This is a genomic window from Burkholderia sp. AU16741, from assembly GCF_002223345.1.
In the GTDB taxonomy this organism is placed as follows: domain Bacteria; phylum Pseudomonadota; class Gammaproteobacteria; order Burkholderiales; family Burkholderiaceae; genus Burkholderia; species Burkholderia sola.
This window is the reverse complement of the sequence record NZ_NKEZ01000011.1, coordinates 728,312-750,924: the sequence shown is the minus strand read 5'-3', so window position 1 is coordinate 750,924 and position 22,613 is coordinate 728,312. Positions and strand designations below refer to the sequence as shown.

Here is a 22,613-nt window from a genome sequence, read left to right as displayed (position 1 = left end):
ATGCCCGTCACGTTACGACAGACCGCCGAGGCGATCGCCGAAGACTGCCGCCGCAATGCGTTCGTGAAGACGCGCGGCGTGGTGATCTTCTATCGAATCGTGCACTACCTCGCGTGCCGGAGCCGGTTCACGCTGGTGGCCGGCGCGCCGCTGATCCTGCTGTACATCGTGCTGTGCGACTGGGTAATGGGCATCGAGATTCCGCCGAAGACGAAGATCGGCAAGGGACTCGCGCTCTATCACGGCACCGGCCTCGTGATCAACGGATACGCGACGATCGGCGCGTACTGCACGCTGCGGCACGGCGTGACCGTCGGCAACACGATCCGGAAGGACGGCACGCTCGGCGGCGTGCCGACGATCGGCGATCGCGTCGAGTTCGGCGCGCACAGCGTCGTGCTCGGGGAGGTTCGCATCGGCGACCGCGCGCGGATCGGCGCCGGGGCGGTCGTGCTGACCGACGTGCCCGAAGGCGGCGTCGCGGTGGGCGTGCCGGCGCGCATTCTCGAGAACGGAAAGGAGTCGAAATGAAAGTGTTCATTCTGCATCCCGGCAAGGCGAACTATCCCGAGATCGCCGCCTACGGCCGTCGGCTGAGAACGCACGGATTCGAGGTGTTCGACGGCGATCTCGACGCGTATGCGCGCTTCCCGGACCGGGACGTATGCGTCCTGTGGTGCATCATGGGTTTCTACCGGGCATTGCCGCCCGCGCGGTTCGTCATTCACGACTATCGTTCGCTGTCGGTGGGCCGGCTCGCGGCCGTCAAGGATCGCGTGAAGCGCGTGCTGAACGTGCGGCCCGATTTGCGCATCTTCCAGAACGAGCGGATGCGCGACGCGATGGCGTTTCGCGACGGCGTGCGCGCGTTGCTGCTGCCGATGGGCGTGCCGGACTGGATCTTCGATCCGGTCGAGGCCGGAGCCGGTGCCGATGTCGCGGCCGGCGGCAACGCCAGTGCCGGCGCCGCGCCGACGCCGTCCGGGCGGTTCTGCTATATCGGCGAGATGAGCCGCGAACGCGGCTTTCACAAGGTGCTCGCCGCCTACCGCGACGTGCGGCGCGACGAAGCGGACACGCTCGTGCTGGTCGGCCATCCGGAGCCTGAAATCCGCGCGGCTTTCGCCAACACGCCGGGCATCCGCTTCGTCGGCCGCGTGCCGCAACGCGACGCGCTGCGAATTGTCCGCGACTGCGAATACGCGGTGTGCTTCTTTCCGTATCACCGGCCGCATTGCTTCCAGACGCCGACGAAGCTGCTCGAATACGCATCGCTCGGAAAGAAGATCGTCTGCAACGACGCGCCGTCGAACGTACGCACCGCGAAAGAACTCGGCATCCCATGTCACGTCACCGGCGCGGCGATCTTCGACGAACTGTTTCCGCTGTCGCGGATTCGTGCGCGTCGTCCCGATCCGGCCGCGATGAAGTCGCTCGAATGGGGGCGCGTGATCGAAGGGTCCGGCGTGCTCGCGTATATCGATGCGGTCGCGGGGCGCGGGCCGCGTGTTTGACGGCGTCGCTCGGCGTCGGTGCGCGACGGCTCATTTTTATGGAACGGACCCGATGAAAATCGTCCACATAGTCGAATCCAGCGCGACAGGCACGTTGTCGATGGTGTGCCTGATTGCAAATCGCTTCGCTCGCGAAGGGCACGACGTGCACGTCGTCTATTCGGTGCGGCCCGATACGCCGCCCGGCCTGGCCGCGATGTTCGACGCGAGGGTGTCGTTGCGCCACGTCCAGATGAAAGGCGCGGGCCCGTGGCGGACCGTGATGCGCCTGCGCGCGACGCTCAACGCGATCGGCCCGGACGTCGTGCACATGCATTCGTCGTTTGCCGGCTTTTTGGGGCGGCTGTCGACGCTGTTTGCGTTGCCGAACGCGGCGTTCTTCTACAGTCCGCACTGCATCTCGTTCATGCGCCGCGACATCTCGCGCGTGAAGCGGCTGGCGTTCGTCGGCCTGGAGAGAATCGCGTGCGTGCGCAAGTGCCTTTACGTCGCGTGCTCGGAAAGTGAAAGCCGAGCGATTCGCACCTGGCTGCGTCAGCCGGTGGTGGTGGTCGAGAACGCGGTGGTCGAGGCCGCGTCGACCGCGCATTCGGGCGACGCCGCGCGGCCCCCGGACGGCCCCGTCTATGTGGTGACGGTCGGCGGTATCCGCGCGCAAAAGAATCCGGGCCTGTTCGCGCAGATCGCGTACGGCATGCGCGCGCGCGGGACGCGCTTCGTCTGGATCGGCGACGGCGACGATGGTTCGAAGGCGGAACTGGAAAAGGCCGGCGTCGAAGTGACCGGATGGCTGTCGCGCGACGAGGTCGAGCGTCGGCTCGGATGCGCGGACGTGTACCTGTCGACCTCGTCGTGGGAAGGGATGCCGGTGTCGGTGATCGAGGCGATGCTGGCCGGCCGGCCCGTCGTCGTGTCCGACTGTGCGGGCAACGTCGATGTCGTGCGTCATTTGCAGACCGGCGTGATCTATGCGACGGCCGCCGACGCGGCCGCGTGGCTGCAGCGCCTTGCCGGCGACGCTGCACTGCGGTCGGAACTGGGCCGCCGGGCGAACCGCGAGGCGCGGCGGCGTTTCGGCGAGGAGCGCCTGTTCGGCGAGCTTGCGCCGCTCTATGCGGCGAGCGCGGAGCGCTGACGTCGGCGAGCAACGACGCGAACACCATCGTCCTCATTTCGTGGAGAACCTTATGAATGTAACCATCACGCCGGACGTCACGGTCGGCAACGACCTGCCGTTCGTCCTCTTCGGCGGCCTCAACGTGCTCGAAAGCCTCGAGCTCACGCTCGACGTGTGCGGCACGTTCGTCGAGGTCACGCGCCGTCTCGGCATTCCGCTGGTGTTCAAGGCGTCGTTCGACAAGGCCAACCGTTCGTCGATCCACTCGTATCGCGGCGTGGGCTTCGACGCGGGGCTGCGGATCCTGGACGAAGTCAGGCACCGGTTCGGCGTGCCCGTGATCACGGACGTGCATGAGGTGTGGCAGGCCGGCCCGGTCTCGCAGATCGTCGACGTCCTGCAGATACCGGCATTCCTCGCGCGCCAGACCGATCTCGTGGTCGCGATCGCCGAGACCGGCAACGTGGTCAATATCAAGAAGCCGCAGTTCATGAGCCCGACGCAGATCGAGCACGTCGTATCGAAATGCCGCGAGGCCGGCAACGACCGCGTGATCCTGTGCGAGCGCGGTTCGTCGTTCGGCTACGACAATCTCGTCGTCGACATGCTCGGTTTTCGCCAGATGCGCGATGCGACGGGCGACTGCCCGGTGATCTTCGACGTCACGCACAGCCTGCAGATGCGCGATCCTCACGGCGCCGCATCGGGCGGGCGGCGGCGGCAGGCGCTCGATCTCGCGCGCGCCGGGATGGCGGTGGGGCTGGCCGGGCTGTTCCTCGAAGCGCATCCGGATCCCGACCACGCGCGTTGCGACGGCCCGAGTGCGCTGCCGCTCGCGTTGCTCGATGCATTCCTGCAGCAGGCGAAGGCGGTGGACGATCTGGTCAAGCGGCTTGCGCCGCTCGATATCCGATGAGCGGCGCGATGTATCGCGGGGCCGTGCGCCTGGTGCTGTTCGACGTCGACGGCGTGCTGACGGACGGCCTGCTGCACGTGACGGCCGACGGCGAGTTCATGAAGAGCTTTCACGCGCACGACGGTGTCGCGGTCGCACTGCTGCGCGCGCACGGAATCCGCGTCGGCATTCTGTCGGGCAAGCATAGCGGCGCGCTGGCGTGGCGGGCCGCGCAACTCGGCGTCGACGTGCTGGTGACCGGCTGCGACGACAAGGCCGCCGGCTATGCGGACGTCAAGGCACGGCAACGAATGGGCGACCACGAAATCGCGTACGTCGGCGACGACGTGAACGATCTCGCGGTCATCGAACGCGCCGGCGTGTCGTATGCGCCGGCCGATGCGCATCCGCTCGTCCGCGCACGCGTCGATCATGTCGCCCGCACGGCGGGCGGCCGCGGCGTGGCGCGCGAGGTGGCCGAGCATCTGCTGACCGGGGCCGGGCTGTCGCTCGACGACGCGTACCGGCCGTTGTTCGAAGCATGGAGCAGCCATGACGTCATTCAATAACGGGCGGCCGGTGCACGTCGTGATCCCGGCCCGATACGGCTCGACGCGCCTGCCGGGAAAACCGCTCGTCGATCTGGACGGCGAACCGATGATCGTCCGCGTGCACGCGCGCGTGAGCCGTGCGCTGCCCGATACCGACATCGTCGTGGCGATCGACGATTCGCGTATCGCCGAGGTGCTCGCCGCGCGCGGCATCCGTTTCGCGATGACCGATGCCGGTCACGCGTCCGGCACCGATCGCGCCGCGGAAGTCGCGCGGGCGTTCGGCTGGCGCGACACCGATGCCGTGCTCAACGTACAGGGCGACGAACCGCTCGCGCCCACGGCGCTGCTCAGGGCATTCGCCGGCTTCTGCAGCGTGGCGCCGGACCTCGGTGTCGCGACGGTGGCCTGCCCGGTCGGCGACGCCGCGCTGCTCGACGAGCCGGGCATCGTCAAGCTCGTCGTCGACGGCCGGGGGCGTGCGCTGTATTTCTCGCGCGCGGCGATTCCGTTCTGCCGTGACGGCCGGCCCGCGCAAACGAGCGGACCGAGCGGCGGTGGTTTTCTGCGGCACATCGGCCTCTACGGCTACGCGAATACGGCGTTGCAGTCGCTGGCGGCCGCGGCGCCGTGCGAACTCGAGCAACTGGAGCGGCTCGAGCAGTTGCGGGCGCTCTGGCTCGGCATGCCGATCGACGTGATGCGATGGCCCGATGCGCCGCCGGCCGGCATAGATACACCCGACGACGTCGCGCGCGTCGTCTCCCTTCTCAAACGGCAAACCCATGATGCGACAGAACCATATTGAATCCGCCCGGCAGGTCTTCGAGATCGAATCGCGGGCATTGGCCGGCGTGGCCGCGCGGCTCGACGCGAATTTCGACGGCGCGATCGAGATCATTCTCGGCTCGCGCGGGCGCGTCGTCGTGTGCGGGATGGGCAAGTCCGGTATCGTCGGCAGAAAGATCGCCGCGACGCTGTCGAGCACCGGCACGCCCGGCTTCTTCATGCATCCGGGCGAGGCTTATCACGGCGATCTGGGGATGGTGACGCCGGACGACACGTTTCTCGCGATTTCGAATTCCGGGGAAACGGACGAGGTGATCAAGCTGATCCCGTTCTTGCGCAGCAACGGCAACGACCTGATCGCACTGACCGGCAATCCTGCGTCGACCCTCGCGTGTGCCGCGCGGGTTCACCTCGATATCGGCGTCGAACGCGAGGCGTGCCCGCTGCAGCTCGCGCCGACCGCATCGACGACGGCCACGCTCGCGATGGGCGATGCGCTGGCGGTCACGCTGATGCGGGCGCGCGGCTTCCAGCCCGAGCACTTCGCACGCTTTCACCCGGGCGGCTCGCTCGGACGCCGGCTCCTGTCCACGGTCGACGACGAAATGGCGTGCGGGGACCTGCCGCTCGTGACGGAAGACATGTCGACGCTCGACGTGCTGGACGCGATGACGCGCGGGCGTCTCGGGCTCGCGATCGTGAAGCGGAATGCGGGTTGGGGCATCGTGACCGACGGCGACATCCGCCGCGCGATCGAGCGGTATGGCGACGGCGTATTGCGGCGCACGGCGGCCGACATGATGTCGATCGAGCCTTGCACGGTGCGCCCCGGTACGCGGGTCGAGGATGCGTTGCTGCTGATGCAGCAGCAGCGCATCGGCGCGTTGCTGGTGGTCGACGGCAGCAACGTCGTCGGCGTGTTCAAGAAATAGACGGGCGGCCGGTATCGGCTCGGGCTACTGCAGGCTTTGCGTCAGCGCACTGGATGCGGCGTTGTCGCGGAACCGGCGTACGCGCAGGAACGTGATGAAATTCGAGTCGTGCTGGCTGGCCGCGCCGCCCTCCGGGTCGTCGAACGCGACGCGGAGCACGGCAACGAGGTCGGTGCCGTCGAATTGCCAGTCGACGTACTGGAAGCCGTGCCGCTTCGTGTCTGCGTGTTGCAGCAGGATGCGCCGCGCGGTCCACCGCCGAAGATCGGGCGACGACAGCAGCACCAGCGTGTTGCGCACGCGCTCGAGGTTCATCGGCCCGACGCTCTTCGGAACCGCGTTCGTGATCGTCCAGTATTGCTTCGACTGGGGATCGAAGCGGATCGTGAACTTCTTGCCCGCACCGGGCAGGTCGACGAAATCGCGCGTCGGGTCGAACGACAGCGTTCGGCCGTCGTCGCTCGTCGTCACCAGAGCGGCCTTCTCCGGACCGTTCGTCGTATTCACGCGCAGCACGACGACGGGTGCGGCGCCTGGCCTGCCGACGACATTGCCTTCTTCCCAAGACTGGAATTTGCCGTCGAGCCAGCGTTTGTCCGACGGCAGATGCGCGGACATGCGCCAGTTGCGCGCGTCGAGCAGATCGCGATCGGCGGGGGCGGACAATACCATCGCGCGCAGGTCGCCGCCGTCGACGCTTTCATACGCGCGCCACACGCGCCCGCGATCGACGAGCACCGGCACCGGCCCGGTGATGAAGTGCCCGGGATACGGCAACAGACCGGTGGACGCATCGACCGGCGTGGTCCACGACGCGCCGCCGTCGTCGGAGCGGCGAATCGACGGCGTGCCCATCGAGCGGTCGGTGCCCATCAGGTATAGCGCGCCGTTCAGCACGAACAGCGACGACCAGTACTGATTCGGCACGTCGGCGAGCCTCGACCACGTCGCGCCCTTGTCGTGCGACGTGAAGACGGACACGCGGTTCTGTGCCGAGGCGGCGCCGAACGTGTCGAAGCTCGCGACGTAGTCGCCGTTCGGCAGCAGGGCGAGCGACGGGGAGCCGAGATACACGCGCGTCGCGGCCGGACTGTGCGCGATGACTTCGCCGGGCGGTGCGGGCACGGAGTCGGCGTTCGCTGCCGTCATCGCGCAGGTCATGCACAGCGCCGCGATAAGCGATCGTTTCAATGTGCGAAACATCGACGCATGTCGGAGTGATGTCATGTCGGATGCGCGACGGGCTCGTCGCCGGACAGGGTGGGAAGCGGGCGGGCGACCGCGCGCCGTTGCGGCGCATCCTGGTCGGCCAGCACGACGAACAGCAGAATGGTGAGCCAGAGCATGCCATAGAGCACGTGATATTTGAACAGCAGGATCGGCAGCAGATAGAGCAGATATTTGCGTCGGCCCTTGCGGCGAAACAGCATGACCAGCGTACCGAAGAACACGACGAAACCGGCGACGCCCGCTGCGAACACGAGGTAGATGTAGAACGAGCTGTCCCGCACCTGATAGCCGCGCAGGTGCGTTTTGCCGACGTTGTTGCGCTCGTCCCAGAAGAGGCCGCCGCCGAACACGCCCGCCACGACGTCGCGCTCCGTCAGCTCGGTCAGCACGAGCGTACGGCTGCCGACCGCGTCGTAGTCGACAGACTGGTTCACCCGCTGGTCGTATACGCTGTAAAGCCAGGGCACGCAGGCGAGCGCGACGACGACGACGGCGATCCGGGTCCGCAGCCGGCCGCGCCCGATGAGCACGTGCAGCCCGCACAACGCGGCGCACACGGCCATCGACGCGACCGAGAAGCTGAGCAGCGCCGTCGCGAACCCGACCGCGGGTGCGAGCGTCATGCGCCGCTGCGACAGCAGCAGGACCACCGCGCTCGGCACGACCGTCATCGCATAGAACGACGGCTCGGAATACAGGCCGAGCGCACGGATCGAAATCAGGCTGTCGGTCAGCGCCTTGGTGGCGTAGAGCGCTTCGGAGTCGGCTTCGCGCACGTAGCTGTCGAAGTCGATGAAGGTGCCGGTGCCCAGGTAATAGACGAGCTGAAACGTGAAGAACGCGGCGTGGACGTAGATGAGCGTCCGGCATGCGGTGTCGAGCGTATCCCGCGTGAGCACGCCGCCGGCAAACATCCAGTAGCACAGCGCGATATACGTCTGGATCAGCACGAACTTGACGTAGAAGTTCACGTAGAAATCGCCGAACGCGGACAGGACGAATGCGACGCAGGTGCTGATCAGCCAGTACGCACAGACGGGAAACAGGTGCCGCTGCCGCTTCATCAGCGTCGGCGCGCGAAGAAAGGCGAGCGCGCAGAGCAGGAAATAGGCGGCGAAGGTTGCCCGTACGCTGAATGCGTTGAGGGAGAAGAACAGTACGCTGGCTGAAAAGAGCAAGGTCGACATGCGTGCGCCCGATCGGAGACTCCGGATTCGCCACGCGCCGGCCGTTCCGGCGCCGTACGGCGAGATGCGTCGCGACGCGGGCAAGGCGCCTGTCGGGCAGGGCTGGCTTGCTCGCCGGTTCGCGCGCGGAATACGGGGCCGTCGTTCGGGACGACTCGATTCCGGCGATCAAGCATAGACGGTTGGACGGCCGGGCGAGCGGCGTTGTCCGATCCGGGCGGCATTCCGTCTTTTTCCGGCGGGGCGACGAAGCGGGCCTGGAGCCCGCGGCGGGGAGCGGCCACCCCGGCAATATCGCACCGCACCGCACGGTCCGACCGCGCGATTCCGGCGATCAGGGCCGCAGCGCGAACCGCCCGCACAGAAACGGCGAATAGTTGTCGATCGCCGCCTGAATCGGCGCGTGTCGGCCATAGGCGACGGCCGACACGGCCAATAGCGACCCGGCAACGAGCGCGCGATACCGCGCATCGACACGCGGTGCCCCATGCCGCCACACGAACGCCAGCGCGACCGCCGAGCCGACGAGCCAGCCGGCGACGACTTCCGCCGGCGTGTGCGCGTCGTCGAACACGCGCGCCACGCCGATCAGCGCGCCGAGCCCGAGCCCGAGCGACAGCGACGTGGTCGCCCGCAACGGCGTTCCGCCGCTCAGCGCCAGCACGCATGTCATCGGCCAGACCGCCGATGCGAGCATCGTGTGCCCGCTGATCACGCGGAAATCGATCGCGCGGATCTGGATCCCGCAGCCGGCGTACAGTATCTTCGTGGCGCCGACCAGCGCCATGCCGGCCGCGAGCATCACAGCCCATGACACCGCGTGACGGCGCCCGGTCACCGAGCTCGTCAACCAGCCGATACACACGAGCGCGAGCGGCAGCGTCATCGCCGCGTCGCCGAGATCGCTGACGGCCGTCCACATGAACTGGTTCGTCATGCAGCGGTTCAGGCGGCCAGCAGCGTCGACATGCGCGCGGCCAGATAGCTTTCGAAGTCCGCGGCCACTTCCGGGTGCCGCAGCGCGAACTCGACCGTCGCCTTCAGATACCCGAGCTTGCTGCCGCAATCGAAACGCGTGCCGTCGTAGCGATGGGCCAGCACCTGTTCGTCCGTCAGCAGCGACTGGATCGCGTCCGTCAGTTGCAGTTCGCCGCCCGCGCCGGGCCGCAGCGCGCGCAGATGCTCGAACACCTTCGGCTTCAGCACGTAACGCCCCACCACGCCGAAATTCGACGGCGCGTTCGCCGGCGCCGGCTTCTCGACGATTCCGGACACCTTGAACAGGTTGTCCTCCCAGCGCTTGCCGTCGATCACGCCGTATGACGTCGAGGCTTCGGGTGCGATTTCCTCCACGCCGATCACCGACGCGTGATAGTGATCGAACACGTCGATCATCTGGCGCAACACGGGCGTCGGACCGTCGAGCAGATCGTCCGCGAGGATCACGGCGAACGGCTGGTTGCCGACCAGCTTCTCCGCGCATAGCACGGCGTGGCCGAGCCCCAGTGCTTCGGCCTGGCGAACGTAGAAGCAGTCCACGTGGTTCGGCTTGATGCTGCGAACCAGCGACAGCAGCTTTTCCTTGCCGCGTGCCTCGAGCTCGGCTTCGATCTCGTAGGATTTGTCGAAGTGGTCTTCGATCGCGCGCTTGCTGCGGCCGGTCACGAAAATCATTTCGGTGATGCCGGCGTCGATCGCCTCCTCGACCGCATATTGAATCAGCGGCTTGTCCACGACCGGCAGCATTTCCTTCGGGCTGGCTTTCGTCGCAGGCAGAAATCGCGTGCCGAGACCGGCGACCGGAAAGACGGCTTTCGTCACTTTCAACATGGTTTTCGGATTCCACTCGTTCGGGTTCCGGCATCGACGATGCCGAGAGGGTGACGATGCGCGAATGCCATCGTCGTTTGCACGGTCCCGCGTCGCTCGCGCAAACGGGCCCGCGCGCCGTCCGAAAATCGTAGGGGTGTTCCGCTTTCCGGGGGTGACCGAATCTAGGCTGAATCCGACAGCGACGAACCGCGAATCATCGCTTTGCAAGCGCCGATTTCGCGTATGTCGGATGCGATCTAGGAATTGTCCGCATGATGCGCGTCGCCTGACATAGATTCAGGCATTCACTACTGCACGGCCGGTCACGGCGCCGCGCGCGGCCCGGCAAGACCCGCCGTCGGCTCAGGAGCGGTCATGACCGAACAGGGCGATATCTTCGACGAAATCGCGGAATTCAATCGCGCGTATCTCGTGCTGGCCCAGCGCATGCTGCGGGTCCACTTCGAGCAGGGCAAGCGGCAATTGGGCATCTCGGATGAAAGTGCCGCGACGATCGTCTCGCTCACCGCCGATCAGATCGACGAACTCGCGGTGGGCGGCGAACTCGTTTGCGAATTTCGCGCCGACAACGCGCCGGGCCGCGCATGACGCGTTGTCCGGTTTTCTCGAACGGGCGTTCGACTCGCGCCGTTCAAGCGGATGGCTCGCGGCAATGCCGTTGCCCGTTCGAACGGGTCGCGCGAACGGCGACGCCCGCGCAAGCCGCGCGGCGTCGCCTCGACCCGCGTTACGCGCGCTCGCTGACCGGCGTGAACTTGCGGTCGCGCACACGGGCTTCGTCGGCGCCACCGCGCACGAGGCTCAACGCTTCCGCGCGGCTCGAGACGCACGGCCCGGAGCCGGGTAGCGGCTGGCGGGCGGTCTCGCGCAGCGCGAGCACCGACACGATGCCGATGAACGACGCGCCCATCAGGTAGTACGCGGGCATCATCAGGTCGCCGGTGCGATCGACCAGCCACGCGGTGACGAGCGGCGTCGTGCCGCCGAACAGCGACACCGACACGTTGAAGCCGATCGCGAGCGCGCCGTAGCGGATTCGCGTGGGGAAGAGGGCGGGCAGCGCCGACGGCATCACGCCCGTGAACGTCGACAGCAGGATGCCGTAGATCAGCATTCCGCCAAAGATCGGCAGCATGCCGCCGGTGCGGATCAGCATCAGCGCCGGCACCGACAGCACGAGCAGGCCCACGCAGCCGGCCATCATCATCGGCTTGCGGCCGACCTTGTCGGACAGGTGCCCGGCGTACAGCGTCATCGGCATCATCAGCACCATCACGAGCAGCACCATGAAGAGGCCGTGCGATTCGCGCACGTGCAGCGTCGCCGACAGGTAGCTCGGCAGGTACGACAGCGCCATGTAGTCGGTCACGTTGAAGATCAGCACGAGGCCGACGCATTGCAGCAGCGGCTTCCACTGTTCGACGAGCAGCGTCGCGAAGCGCTGCTTCGGCCGCGCGCGCTCGTCCGCTTCGCGTGCTTCGGCCTCCTTCTTGAATGCCGGCGTTTCCTCGAGCTTGAGCCGCACATAGAGACCCACGAGGCCGAGCGGGCCGGCGATGAAGAACGGCACGCGCCAGCCCCACGACAGCAGTGCTTCCTGCGACAGCGTGGCCGTCAGCAGCGCGACCGTCGCCGCGCCGAGCGTATAGCCGATCAGCGTGCCGAATTCGAGGAAACTGCCCATGAAGCCGCGGCGCCTGTCGGTCGCGAACTCGGCAATGAAGGTGGCCGCGCCGCCGTATTCGCCGCCGGTCGAGAAGCCCTGCACGAGGCGGGCGACGAGCAGCAGGATCGGAGCCATGATGCCGATCGACGCATAGCTCGGGATCAGACCGATCGCGAAGGTGCCGACGGCCATCATGATCATCGTGGCGGCGAGCACGCGCTGGCGGCCGATGCGGTCGCCGAGCGGGCCGAACACCATGCCGCCGAGCGGGCGCACGAGGAACGCGGCGGCGAACGTGCCGAAGGTCGCGAGCAACTGCGCGGACGGGTTGCTGGACGGGAAGAACACCTTGCCGAGCGTGACGGCGATGTAGCTGTAGACGCCGAAGTCGAACCATTCCATCGCGTTGCCGAACGCCATCGCGCCGACCGCGCGCTTGAGGACGGCGGGGTCGACGATCGTGACGTCATCCAGCTTGATGGACTGGCGCGAAGACCGGGTTTTCGCGGGGCGCGCTTGCGATGAACTCAATGATCTCTCCTGGAATGGCCTTGGCGGCGCGGCCGGCGGGAATGCAACGGGGCGTGCGGGCCGATGGACAGCGAAGGCGGATATCTCGGGGGTGCCGCGATGCCGGTGGCGTGACGCGCGCAGCGGACGACACCGGGCAGGTGTGTTTTGCGAACCAGTTTAGAGAAACGAGCGCGAGCGGCTATCGGTCATGCGCCCGGAACCCGGTGGTAAACGACACGCGGGGAAGCGGCGCCGGTTGCGCCCCGGCGGGCGGAAGCGGTGTGGACAGTCACCGCGCCGTGCGCCGGCCCGCGGATACCAGCAACGCCACGAACGCTGCTTCATCCGCTCGCAAGCCCCGCGGCGTACGTCGGACCGCGAGCGCGGCGAGCGTGCCGGCCTCGAACGCGTCGAGCACGGCCGGATGGATGTAGCAGCGCCGGCACACGGCTGGCGTGTTGCGCAGCAGCTCGGCCACCGCGCGCACGGTCTCGACGATCTGCTTGCGCGCGTGCGTGACGCCGCGATGCTCGATGCGCCGCAGCAAACCGAGCGCATGCACGCTGCCGGCCCAGGTCCGATAATCCTTCGCGGTGAAATCGGCGCCGCCGGCCTCGCGCAGGTAGTCGTTCACGTCGGACGACCCGACCGGATGGCGTACGCCGTCGTCGTCCACATACTGGAACAGCTCATGCCCGGGCAGCTCCGCGCAGCGCCGTACGATCCGCGCGACCCGCGCGTCGTCGACCGTCACGTCGTGTTCGATCCCGCTCTTGCCGGCGAAGCGCAGCCGCACCTGGCCGGGCTGGATCTTCAAATGGCGCTTGCGTAGCGTCGTCAGCCCGTACGAGCCGTTTTCGCGCGCATATTCCGCGTTGCCGATCCGCGCGAGCGTCGTGTCGAGCAAGCGGACGATCGTCGCGACGACCTTGTCGCGCGGCATGCCGGGCAGCGCCAGATCGCGCGTGACGCGTGCGCGGATACGCGGCAGCGCCCGCGCGAACGCGGCCATCCGCGCGTACTTGTTCGCGTCGCGCGTTTCCCGCCACAGCGGGTGATAGCGATATTGCTTGCGGCCGCGCGCGTCGCGGCCCGTCGCCTGAAGATGACCGCGCGGGTCCATGCAGATCCACACGTCGGTGTACGCGGGGGGAATCGCCAGCGCGTCGATGCGGGCGATTTCGTCGGCATCGCGCAGTCGCGCGCCATCCGGCCCGTAATACGCGAAGCCGTTACGGAGCGGCCGGCGCGTATAGCCGGGGCGGCGGTCGTCGACGTGGCGCAGCGGCCCGGCGGCGCTCGAAGCGGGCCGCTTCATGTCGGGACGCGCCGGCCGGCGGCGGTGCGCGGCGACCCGCGCTCACGGGCAGCGATCATGCTTGTCTCCTTGGGTTCGCGTGAAGGGCGGGCGCCTGACATGGGGCGCGAACAGCCATTGCGACGGAGCAAGAACCGTGCGCTGCACCGCCCGGCTCGGTTCGCCCGTTTAGGTGTTTATACGTATGCCGATTCCGACATCGGCCGAATCCAATATTTCATTGGAAGGTTATCGGACTTGTTCCTAGACTGATGCGGGGCATGTATACCGCGCCGGCAGGACACGCCGGCCGGCGCAGCCCGATCCGCGCCAGCGCCACGCAGAAACACAACAGCGCCGCGGCACACAACGACATCATCGGAGACGGACCATGACATTCATCAGGAAGCTGGCGGCCGGCGCGATCGTCGCCGCGGCGACGGTGCTGGCAGGCGGCGCGCACGCGCAGCAAAAGCCGATCACGCTCGGGTTCTCGCAGGTCGGCGCGGAAAGCGCATGGCGCACCGCGAACACCGTATCGGTGAAGAGCGCGGCGAAGGACGCCGGCATCAACCTGAAATTCTCGGACGCGCAGCAGAAGCAGGAGAACCAGATTCGCGCGATCCGCTCGTTCATCGCGCAGAAGGTCGACGTGATCGCGTTCTCGCCGGTCGTCGAATCGGGCTGGGAGCCGGTGCTGACCGAAGCGAAGGCCGCGCATATCCCGGTGATCCTGACCGATCGCGGCGTCGACGTGAAGGATCCGTCGCTGTACGTGACGATGATCGGTTCCGACTTCCTCGAGGAAGGGCGGCGCGCGGGCCACTGGCTCGAAGAGCGCTACAAGAACGACGCCGGCCCGATCAACATCGTCGAGCTGCAGGGCACGGTCGGCTCCGCGCCGGCCAACGATCGCCGCGCGGGCCTGCTCGAAGTGATCAAGAACAATCCGAAATTCAAGGTGATCGCGTCGCAGAGCGGCGACTTCACGCTCGCCGGCGGCAAGCAGGTGATGGAAGCGTTCGCGAAGACCTACGGCAAGCAGATCAACGTCGTCTACGCGCACAACGACGACATGGCGCTCGGCGCGATCCAGGCGATGGAAGAGGCCGGCATCAAGCCCGGCAAGGACGTGAGCGTCGTGTCGTTCGACGCGACCAAGGGCGGCTTCGAGGCGATGGTCGCGGGCAAGATCAACGTCGACGTCGAATGCAGCCCGCTGCTCGGCCCGCAGCTGATGACCGCGGTGAAGGACGTGGTCGCCGGCAAGCAGTTGCCCAAGCGCATCGTGACCAACGAGACGGTGTTCCCGATGAACGTCGCGGCGCAGGTGCTGCCGACCCGCAAGTACTGACCCGTCCGCCGGGCGGCGGCCTCGCGGCCGCCCGGCGACGCTTCGAGGGAGGATGCATGCAGAGTCCGCCGGTGGTCGAGATGATCGGCATCGACAAGTCGTTTCCGGGCGTCAGCGCGTTGCAGCGCGTGGACTTCCGGTTGTTTCCGGGCGAGATCCACGCGCTGATGGGCCAGAACGGCGCGGGCAAGTCGACGCTGATCAACGTGCTCACCGGCGTGCACGCGCACGATGCGGGCGAGATTCGCGTCGGCGGCGCGCCGGTGAATTTCGCCGCGCCGCGCGAGGCCGAGGCGGCCGGGATCCAGACGCTCTACCAGGAAGTGAATCTGTGCGCGAACCTGTCGGTCGCGGAGAACATCTTCGCGGGCCGGCAGCCGATGCGGCGCGGCGCGATCGACTGGAAAACGATCCACGCACGGGCGCGTGACGCGCTCGCCGAACTCGATCTGGCGCTCGACGTCACGCGTTCGCTCGATTCGTATCCGATCGCGGTGCAGCAGATGGTCGCGATCGCGCGCGCGGTGTCGGTCGACGCACGCGTGCTGATTCTCGACGAACCGACCTCGAGCCTCGACGACGGCGAGGTCGCGCGGTTGTTCGACGTGCTGCGCCGGCTGAAGGCGTCGGGTATCGCGATCCTGTTCGTCACGCATTTTCTCGAGCAGACCTATGCGGTGTCCGACCGGATCACCGTGATGCGCAACGGCGAGCGCGAAGGCGAGTATCTCGCGCGCGACCTGCCGGTCGACGTGCTGGTCGCGAAGATGACCGGCCGCGAGCGCATGTCCGACACGCTGCAGGCGGGCGCCGCGGCGGTCGAGCATGACACCGCGACCACCGCGCCGTTCCTGTCGATGCAGCAGGTCGGCCGGCGCGGAATGATGAGCGCGCTCGATCTCGACGTGCGCCCCGGCGAGATCGTTGGGCTGGCCGGGCTGCTCGGCTCGGGCCGCACCGAAACCGCGCAACTGGCGTTCGCCGCGGCGCGCCCGGATACCGGCGCGATCGAGATCGACGGCGCGCGCAAGCGGCTCGCGTCGCCGCACGACGCGGTGCGCAACGGCATCGCGTACTGCCCGGAAGACCGCAAGAAGGAGGGCATCGTCGCCGCGCTGTCGATCCGCGAGAACGTCATTCTCGCGCTGCAGGCGCGGCGCGGCTGGTGGCGGCTGATCGGGCGGGCGCGACAGCGCGAGATCGCCGACACGTACATCGCCCGGCTCGGCATCAAGGCGCGCGACGCGGAGCAGCCGATCGGGCTGCTGTCGGGCGGCAACCAGCAGAAGGTGCTGCTCGCGCGCTGGCTCGCGACGGACCCGAAGCTGCTGATTCTCGACGAGCCGACGCGCGGCATCGACGTCGCGGCGAAGTTCGACATCATGGAGCGCGTGCTGGCGCTGTGCGCGCAGGGGCTCGCGATCCTGTTCATCTCGTCGGAGATCGGCGAGGTCGTGCGCGTGAGCCACCGGATCGCGGTGCTGCGCGACCGCCGCAAGGTCGCGGAGCTGAGCGGCGCCGATGCGTCCGAGGAGCAGGTTTACCGGTTGATCGCAGGAGGCCAGTCGTGACGTGGCTACGCACGCTGTTTCGTCATTCGCTCGCGTGGCCGGTGCTGACGCTCGCGCTGCTGTTCGCGCTGGACGTCGCGCATCGTCCGGGCTTCCTGTCGATCGTGCTGCTCGACGGCCATCTGTTCGGCGCGCCGATCGACATCCTGAACCGCGCGGCGCCGCTCGTGATCGTGTCGCTCGGCATGACGCTCGTGATCGCGACGCGCGGCATCGACATCTCGGTCGGCGCGATCGTCGCGATCGCCGGCGCGGCGGCCGCGAGCGTGCTCGCGGCGGATCCGTCGCAAGTCGGCACGGCGCTGGCCGCCGCGCTCGGCGTCGGGCTGCTGGCCGGTGCGTGGAACGGGCTGCTCGTCGCGTTCGTCGGAATGCAGCCGATCATCGCGACGCTGATCCTGATGGTGGCCGGGCGCGGCGTCGCGCAACTGCTGACGGGCGGCCAGATCATCCCGATCGGCGCGCCGGGCTACCTCGCGCTCGGCGGCGGCTATCTCGCGACCGTGCCGTGCGCGGTGTGGATCGCGCTTGCGACGATCGGCGCGATCGCGCTGCTGGTGAACCGCACGGCGCTCGGGCTGTTCATTCGCGCGATCGGCGTGAATCCGGTCGCGACGCGGCTCGTCGGGCTGCGCGCCGGCGCGGTCGTATTCGGCGTGTATCTGTGCTCGGGCGTGATGTCGGCGCTCGCGGGCATCCTCGCGAGTTCGAACGTGCGCAGCGCCGACGGCAACAACGCGGGGCTGCTGCTCGAACTCGACGCGATCCTCGCGGTCACGCTCGGCGGCACGTCGCTGCTCGGCGGCCGCTTCAGCCTCGCGGGCTCGGTGCTCGGCGCGCTGATCATCCAGACGCTCACCTACACGACCTATTCGATCGGCGTGCCGCCGGAGGCGACGCTCGTCGTCAAGGCGGTCGTCGTGATCGTCGTGACGCTGATCCAGTCGGACGCGGCGCGCGCGCTGCTGGTCCGGCACGCGTCGCGGCTGCTGCCTTCCGCGCGATCGCGCGCCACCACCACCGGAGCGACGCCGCGATGACCCGTTTCCTTGGCCGCCTCGCCGATCCGCGCACGCTGCCGATCGTCGTGACGATCGTGCTGTTCGCCGCGCTGTTCGGCTTCGGGTCCGTGATGTACACGGGCTTTTTCTCGATGCAGGTGCTGACCGGGCTGCTCGTCGACAACGCGTTCCTGCTGATCGTCGCGATCGGGATGACGTTCGTGATCGTGTCGGGCGGCATCGACCTGTCGGTCGGCTCGGTCGTTGCGTTGACAACGATATTCTGCGCGGTCGGCGCCGAACGGCTGCACTGGCCCGTGTGGGTGATCGTGCCGCTCGTGCTCGCGTTCGGCGCGCTGTACGGCGCGGCGATGGGCGCGCTGATCCACTACTTCAAGCTGCAGCCGTTCATCGTTACGCTCGCCGGGATGTTTCTCGCGCGCGGTGCGTGCTTCCTGATCACGACGCAGTCGATCACGATCAACGAGCCGGTGTTCCATGCGATTGCGGGCATCAGCGTGCCGGTCGGAAGCGGCATGCTGAGCGCCGGTGCGCTGATCGCGCTCGCGACGCTGGCCGTCGCGATCTACGTCGCGCATTTCACGCGCTTCGGCCGCAACGTGTATGCGGTCGGCGGCAACGAACGCTCCGCGCTGCTGATGGGCTTGCCGGTCGCGCGCACGAAGATCGGCGTCTATGCGCTGAGCGGCTTCTGTTCGGCGCTCGGCGGCGTGGTGTTCACGCTCTACGTGCTGTCGGGCTACGGGCTGCAGGCGCAGGGGATGGAACTCGACGCGATCGCCGCGACCGTGATCGGCGGCACGCTGCTGACGGGCGGGGTGGGCTACGTGATCGGTTCGGTGTTCGGCGTCGGCATCCTCGGCACGATCCAGGTGCTGATCACGTTCGACGGTACGCTGAGTTCGTGGTGGACGCGGATCGTGATCGGCGCGCTGCTGTGCGTGTTCTGCGTGCTGCAGCGGGTGATCGAACGGCACGCGACCCGGCGCCGCACCGGTGGCACGGGGCTCGGCGCGCGGCGGCCGACGCAGGCTCCCGCCCCCGCGCGCCGGGCACCGCCCGAGCAGGACATCGGGCTGGTATCGACGATGCGGCGGTCGTAGCGCAATCGTCCAGCGCTATTCCGGAAAAGGGTTTTCCGCTGCGGAAAAGGTTTGTCTGGACGAACGTCCGCACACTGGCAACGGTACGGCTGGAATCGGCTTTTTTCACCGCTTCCGGTTGTCACGAAGATTGCCGTTGCCGTCGCTTTCATGGCAGCCGACATTCGATGTCACATCGAATGATGGCGTTCCCGGATGTTGGGAAGTCGGCAACAAAAGAGTAACGGGCACGGGGGTAGTGAAGACGTCATAACGCGCGAGATTTTCAGATCTACGAGTTGAAGCGCGAAATGACGGGTTGGAGTCGGTGCAAGGCGTCGAGCGAGAAGAAAATCGCCAAGTAAATCGGATCGATTCATTCGATGCCGGGGCCGTGCGGTGAATAGCCGGTTTTTTCCGAAAATCCGGCAAAACCGGTCGCCCGCCGAAAAGGAGTGAGCGACTTCATGCGAGCCGCCGGGCGGTGTATCGATGCCGGCGGCGCGCGCGGTGCTCTCGCGGATCAGGCCGATACGGGCTGAAGGCGGATGCGTTTGCTGCGGCCCCGGGCATGCGATGCCCGTCGCACGGACGCGGCCGCACGGCGACCGGCGTTCGGCACGCGGATCGCTTTCCGCACCGCGGCCCGTGGATTGACGGCACTCAGTGCCCGATCACGCAGACGGCGACGATCTCGTAACCCGGGTCGGCATGCGCGCTCGCGGCTTTCTCGGCTTCGTCATACGAACCGAAGGAGGCGGCATCTTCGATGGCGGGCGCCATGCCGATATCGCCGTCCTCGGCGGTGCACAGGAACTGTTCGCCGGTCTTCACGACGTAGATGGACATCATGATTCCCTCCAGGGTTTGCAGGGAGAGATTCCAGTCTAGCAGGCGTGAAGCAAGCCGGCGGCCGACGCGACTCCCGGCCGTCAATCAGGGCCGGCTTGTCGATTCGGCCTGCCGTGAAGGGCCGGATTCGCGGCCGTGGACCGGCTTGGAACGGCGAGTGCGCGGCCGGGCCGTGACGCGCGCGGGCGTCGAAAGCCGTGCACAATACGCGCATGCGCGCCCCCGATCTTGAATGCCTTGTCGCCGTCACCATGCCCTTCGGAAAATACCAGGGCCGGCTCATTGCGGACCTGCCCGGACCGTACCTCAACTGGCTGGCTCGCGAAGGCTTCCCGCGCGGTGAACTCGGCCGGCAGCTCGCGCTGATGCACGAGATCGACCATAACGGCCTGCGGCACCTGCTGGAGCCGCTGCGTAAACCCGCTTAGCGCGGCGTCACGTGCGGCGGCGCGACAGGCGCGCTCGTCGACCTCGCACGCTGCATGTTCCCCGCCGGCGGCGGCCGGCTTCGGAGTCGTTGACCGCATGACGGAACGAGTCGCCCGGTGCCGGGGCAGGCCGCCTGCCTCATCCGGGCCCGCCGTCAAACTTCCTGACCTTGTACGTTCGCCGCGTCTTTCCGTCGCTCCGCGGTGTTCGTCGGCATGACGACCGCCGTGCCTTCCACCACGACGAGCCCGTTCACTTCGCAGCGGGTTTCCAGCACGACCCGCCGTCGGCTCGCGAGAATCTCCTTGACCGTCACGGTCGCGCAAACCGTTTCGCCGAGCTTCACCGGGCGCCGGAACTGCAGATCCTGCGACAGATAGATCGAACCCGGGCCGGGAAGGCGCGTCGCAATTGCCGCCGATATCACCGACGCGGACAGCATGCCGTGGGCAATGCGGCCGCCGAATCGGGTCCGCTTCGCATAGGCGTCGTCGAGGTGCACCGGATTCTTGTCGCCCGACGCGCTTGCGAAGAGAAAAACGTCGCGCTCGGACAGTGTTTTCAGGAACCGCGCGCTCATGCCCGGGATGAGATCCTCGAGATCGTATCCGCCTTCGTCGTTCATCGTTTGTTCCCGTATCGTCCGTACACGTCGTGTTGAGGGGCGAGCGTCGTCGCTCGCTTAGGCCGCAGCGCTTTCGTGCCGCGGTGCCGCGCGCGCATCCAGCGACGCGAACAATCGATTCGCCGAGTCAAGCGCCCATTGCGCGGCCGGTACACCGGCGTGAGGCAATGCGCCGACGATGGCGGCCACGATTTCGCGCTGCGATGCGCCGAGCGACAGCGCCCCGCGCATGTGAGCCGCGAGTGCGTCGACGTCGGCATTGCGGGCGAGGCAGGTCAGGCAGGCGATGGCCGTCAGATGCCGTGCCTTCGCGTATTCGATCGAAGCCGGCTGCGACATCGACGCCTGAAGCGCGTCGACGCAACGGCGGAGTTCGTGTGACATATCGGCGTAGGTGAGGGGCGCGTCGATGCCGCGTTCCGGCGCTTCCGGCGCAGTGACGGCATTTGCCGTATCGAACACGGCAAGCGCAATGCGCGACACTGGCAGCACGAGCGGCCAGCCGATATAGCCGGTGAGTTGAATCAATACCTCGGTCAGTTCGCTGCGCGTCCAGCCGAAATCGAGACAGGCCTTCAAGTGCTGGCGGACCGCGTCGTGCCGATTTTCGAGCGCGATGACGATTGCGAGCGTTGCGAGTCCGCGCTCCTTGGGCGTCAGCGCATCGAACGGCCGCTGTCGACGCTGCAGCAGGTAGGCGAGCGCGGAATCGCACCCTTCGACAAGATCGGCCACGAGGTCGACGCCGACGCCACGCTCCCGCAGCAAAGCCGCGACGTGGAGCACGCCGGCCATCGCCACCGATACCCCTGCGTAGTCGAGGGTCTGCAACACCGTTTCCAGCAGCGCCTCGGGCGTCCAGCCTGTGTTCAACATGCCGCCTGCGTGGTATCTGAGCGCGGAATCGGCATTACCCATCGTGGTCAGCACCGCGACGGTAACCAGTTCGCGGTTTTTCAGCGACAGATTGGGGCGGGCAATGATATCCGCATAAGCGCCTTCGATGAGTAGCCGCCTGAAATCCGGATCCAGGCTGTCGAGCGCCGCACTCAGCGCACTGAAGCCGTCGTCGCCGATGGCATGGATGACGGACATGCCGAGTTCATGTCTGGAGATCGTTTTCGCATGCATGGCAAATCGATTCGGTTGAACGCTGAAAGGACTGACGTTCCGGATGATATTCGCGTGCCGGAAAATCAAATTTGAACTTTTATGAACTTTCAACTTCGCCCGGTTTTCGCCGTCTAGAATCGTCCCGTCTACGAGATGGCGATTGGGTTCACACAGGCGGAATGGATCGATGGATGGCCATAAGGAATCCGTCATATCAACGCAACCGGGAGAGTGCAGTGTCGAGATTTCAAGATAAGGTCGCCCTCGTGACCGGCGGAAGTTCGGGTATCGGTCGCGTCACGGCGTTGCGGCTGGCGGCGGAAGGCGCGCATGTCGCGATTGCATCGCGCCGTACCGACGAGGGGCTGGCCGTCGTCGAGGCAATTCGCAGATCGGGCTGGAAGGCGGTGTTCGTGAAGACCGATGTCTCCCGCGCCGACGATTGCGCGAATGCGGTTGCGCGAACGGTAAGCGAATTCGGTCGCCTCGATGTCGCCTTCAATAATGCCGGCGTCGAGTCGTTCGGCAAGCCGGTGGCCGATACCGACGAGGCGAGCTGGGATTTCGTCGTGGACATCAACCTGAAAGGGATGTTCCTGTCGATGAAATACGAAATTCCGGAAATGCTGAAAGCGGGGGGCGGCGCGATCGTCAATATGTCGTCCACTTACGGCATCGTGGCATCGGCATTCGGCGGCTGCGCGTATCACGCGTCGAAGGCCGGCATTCTCGGCTTGACGAAGGCGGCTGCGCTCGAATATGCGAAGCAGAATATCCGCGTCAATGCGATTTGCCCCGCATTCGTCGCGACGGCGATGGTCGAGAAGTTTCTCGGCGAGACCGGCATGACCGACCAGATCAAGGCATTTCATCCGGTAGGCCGCCTGGGGACCGAAGACGAAATTGCGAAGGCGGTCCTGTTCCTTGCGAGCGAGGAGTCCTCGTTCATGACGGGCACTGCGCTGTCGGTGGATGGGGGAATGGTCGCGGCGTGAGCCGAGAGCGTCATCTCGATCGAATCAACTCTCGTATGGATATCAA

23 protein-coding genes are annotated in these 22,613 nt (G+C 66.9%); 14 read left to right on the top strand and 9 right to left on the bottom strand.

Features of this window, described 5'->3' with window-relative positions:
• The 7 genes from CFB89_RS32420 to CFB89_RS32390 are packed head-to-tail and all read left to right on the top strand — an operon-like array spanning position 1 to position 5,798.
• The gene (locus CFB89_RS32420; RefSeq protein ID WP_089471734.1) at positions 1-531 is read left to right on the top strand and encodes a serine O-acetyltransferase; all 531 of its coding nucleotides are present in this window, start codon (positions 1-3) and stop codon (positions 529-531) included.
• On the top strand, positions 528-1,514 hold the full coding sequence (locus CFB89_RS32415) for a glycosyltransferase (protein ID WP_089471516.1): 987 nt from the start codon (positions 528-530) through the stop codon (positions 1,512-1,514). The genes CFB89_RS32420 and CFB89_RS32415 overlap by 4 nt, the downstream gene beginning before the upstream one ends.
• 52 nt (positions 1,515-1,566) lie before the next feature.
• The gene (locus CFB89_RS32410) at positions 1,567-2,649 is read left to right on the top strand and encodes a glycosyltransferase (protein WP_089471515.1); all 1,083 of its coding nucleotides are present in this window, start codon (positions 1,567-1,569) and stop codon (positions 2,647-2,649) included.
• Between the two features lie 52 nt (positions 2,650-2,701).
• The gene (gene kdsA / locus CFB89_RS32405) at positions 2,702-3,547 is read left to right on the top strand and encodes a 3-deoxy-8-phosphooctulonate synthase (RefSeq protein ID WP_089471514.1); all 846 of its coding nucleotides are present in this window, start codon (positions 2,702-2,704) and stop codon (positions 3,545-3,547) included.
• Positions 3,544-4,095, top strand: a complete 552-nt coding sequence (locus CFB89_RS32400) for an HAD family hydrolase (protein WP_089471513.1) — start codon at positions 3,544-3,546, stop codon at positions 4,093-4,095. Before kdsA ends, CFB89_RS32400 begins: the two co-directional genes overlap by 4 nt.
• A complete protein-coding gene (gene kdsB / locus CFB89_RS32395; protein WP_089471512.1) occupies positions 4,079-4,885 on the top strand; it encodes a 3-deoxy-manno-octulosonate cytidylyltransferase in 807 nt (268 codons plus the stop codon). Before CFB89_RS32400 ends, kdsB begins: the two co-directional genes overlap by 17 nt.
• Positions 4,863-5,798 carry an SIS domain-containing protein gene (locus CFB89_RS32390; protein WP_089471511.1) on the top strand — a complete coding sequence of 312 codons (936 nt, stop codon included), beginning with the start codon at positions 4,863-4,865 and terminating at the stop codon, positions 5,796-5,798. The genes kdsB and CFB89_RS32390 overlap by 23 nt, the downstream gene beginning before the upstream one ends.
• 24 nt (positions 5,799-5,822) lie before the next feature.
• On the opposite strand, the gene CFB89_RS32385 is transcribed toward CFB89_RS32390, so the two are convergent.
• The 4 genes from CFB89_RS32385 to galU form a co-directional block, all read right to left on the bottom strand.
• Positions 5,823-7,001 carry a sialidase family protein gene (locus CFB89_RS32385; protein WP_373559890.1) on the bottom strand — a complete coding sequence of 393 codons (1,179 nt, stop codon included), beginning with the start codon at positions 6,999-7,001 and terminating at the stop codon, positions 5,823-5,825.
• A gap of 20 nt (positions 7,002-7,021) precedes the next feature.
• Positions 7,022-8,215, bottom strand: coding sequence for a hypothetical protein (locus tag CFB89_RS32380; protein ID WP_089471509.1), 1,194 nt, complete (start codon positions 8,213-8,215; stop codon positions 7,022-7,024).
• 334 nt (positions 8,216-8,549) lie between these two features.
• Positions 8,550-9,137 (bottom strand): phosphatase PAP2 family protein, encoded by a 588-nt coding sequence (locus CFB89_RS32375; RefSeq protein WP_089471733.1) that lies wholly within the window; start codon positions 9,135-9,137, stop codon positions 8,550-8,552.
• Between the two features lie 23 nt (positions 9,138-9,160).
• Positions 9,161-10,045 (bottom strand): UTP--glucose-1-phosphate uridylyltransferase GalU, encoded by an 885-nt coding sequence (galU, locus tag CFB89_RS32370; RefSeq protein WP_089471508.1) that lies wholly within the window; start codon positions 10,043-10,045, stop codon positions 9,161-9,163.
• A 357-nt stretch (positions 10,046-10,402) separates the two neighbouring features.
• Here galU and CFB89_RS32365 point away from each other — a divergent pair, with 357 nt between their 5' ends.
• Positions 10,403-10,636: a flagellar transcriptional regulator FlhD gene (locus tag CFB89_RS32365; RefSeq protein WP_089471507.1), complete on the top strand. Its 234-nt coding sequence runs from the start codon at positions 10,403-10,405 to the stop codon at positions 10,634-10,636.
• Between the two features lie 139 nt (positions 10,637-10,775).
• On the opposite strand, the gene proP is transcribed toward CFB89_RS32365, so the two are convergent.
• Positions 10,776-12,245 (bottom strand): glycine betaine/L-proline transporter ProP, encoded by a 1,470-nt coding sequence (proP, locus tag CFB89_RS32360; protein ID WP_089471506.1) that lies wholly within the window; start codon positions 12,243-12,245, stop codon positions 10,776-10,778.
• Positions 12,246-12,516: 271 nt separating this feature from the next.
• Entirely contained in the window at positions 12,517-13,545 is a 1,029-nt protein-coding gene (locus tag CFB89_RS32355; protein ID WP_089471505.1) for a DNA topoisomerase IB, read from the bottom strand.
• Positions 13,546-13,915: 370 nt separating this feature from the next.
• Here CFB89_RS32355 and CFB89_RS32350 point away from each other — a divergent pair, with 370 nt between their 5' ends.
• Genes CFB89_RS32350 through yjfF form a run of 4 tightly spaced genes read left to right on the top strand, consistent with a single transcriptional unit; the run spans position 13,916 to position 18,574 of the window.
• The gene (locus tag CFB89_RS32350) at positions 13,916-14,878 is read left to right on the top strand and encodes an ABC transporter substrate-binding protein (RefSeq protein WP_089471504.1); all 963 of its coding nucleotides are present in this window, start codon (positions 13,916-13,918) and stop codon (positions 14,876-14,878) included.
• A gap of 56 nt (positions 14,879-14,934) precedes the next feature.
• Entirely contained in the window at positions 14,935-16,449 is a 1,515-nt protein-coding gene (locus tag CFB89_RS32345; protein WP_089471503.1) for a sugar ABC transporter ATP-binding protein, read from the top strand.
• Positions 16,446-17,489 (top strand): ABC transporter permease, encoded by a 1,044-nt coding sequence (locus tag CFB89_RS32340; protein ID WP_089471502.1) that lies wholly within the window; start codon positions 16,446-16,448, stop codon positions 17,487-17,489. Before CFB89_RS32345 ends, CFB89_RS32340 begins: the two co-directional genes overlap by 4 nt.
• Positions 17,486-18,574: a galactofuranose ABC transporter, permease protein YjfF gene (yjfF, locus tag CFB89_RS32335; RefSeq protein ID WP_089471501.1), complete on the top strand. Its 1,089-nt coding sequence runs from the start codon at positions 17,486-17,488 to the stop codon at positions 18,572-18,574. Before CFB89_RS32340 ends, yjfF begins: the two co-directional genes overlap by 4 nt.
• 642 nt (positions 18,575-19,216) lie before the next feature.
• Here the strand turns inward: yjfF and CFB89_RS32330 are convergent.
• Positions 19,217-19,405: a hypothetical protein gene (locus CFB89_RS32330; RefSeq protein WP_089471500.1), complete on the bottom strand. Its 189-nt coding sequence runs from the start codon at positions 19,403-19,405 to the stop codon at positions 19,217-19,219.
• Positions 19,406-19,617: 212 nt separating this feature from the next.
• Here CFB89_RS32330 and CFB89_RS32325 point away from each other — a divergent pair, with 212 nt between their 5' ends.
• Positions 19,618-19,833, top strand: a complete 216-nt coding sequence (locus CFB89_RS32325) for a DUF3820 family protein (protein WP_089471499.1) — start codon at positions 19,618-19,620, stop codon at positions 19,831-19,833.
• Positions 19,834-19,988: 155 nt separating this feature from the next.
• Here CFB89_RS32325 and CFB89_RS32320 read toward each other — a convergent pair whose 3' ends face one another.
• Together CFB89_RS32320 and CFB89_RS32315 are read right to left on the bottom strand one after the other, a co-directional pair.
• Positions 19,989-20,459, bottom strand: coding sequence for a MaoC family dehydratase (locus CFB89_RS32320; protein WP_089471498.1), 471 nt, complete (start codon positions 20,457-20,459; stop codon positions 19,989-19,991).
• A 57-nt stretch (positions 20,460-20,516) separates the two neighbouring features.
• Complete coding sequence (locus tag CFB89_RS32315; RefSeq protein ID WP_256979822.1) at positions 20,517-21,590, bottom strand: carboxymuconolactone decarboxylase family protein; 1,074 nt, start codon at positions 21,588-21,590, stop codon at positions 20,517-20,519.
• A 173-nt stretch (positions 21,591-21,763) separates the two neighbouring features.
• Between CFB89_RS32315 and CFB89_RS32310 the strand changes: the two genes are divergently transcribed.
• Positions 21,764-22,567, top strand: coding sequence for an SDR family NAD(P)-dependent oxidoreductase (locus CFB89_RS32310; protein ID WP_256979821.1), 804 nt, complete (start codon positions 21,764-21,766; stop codon positions 22,565-22,567).
• Positions 22,568-22,613 lie beyond the last annotated feature (46 nt).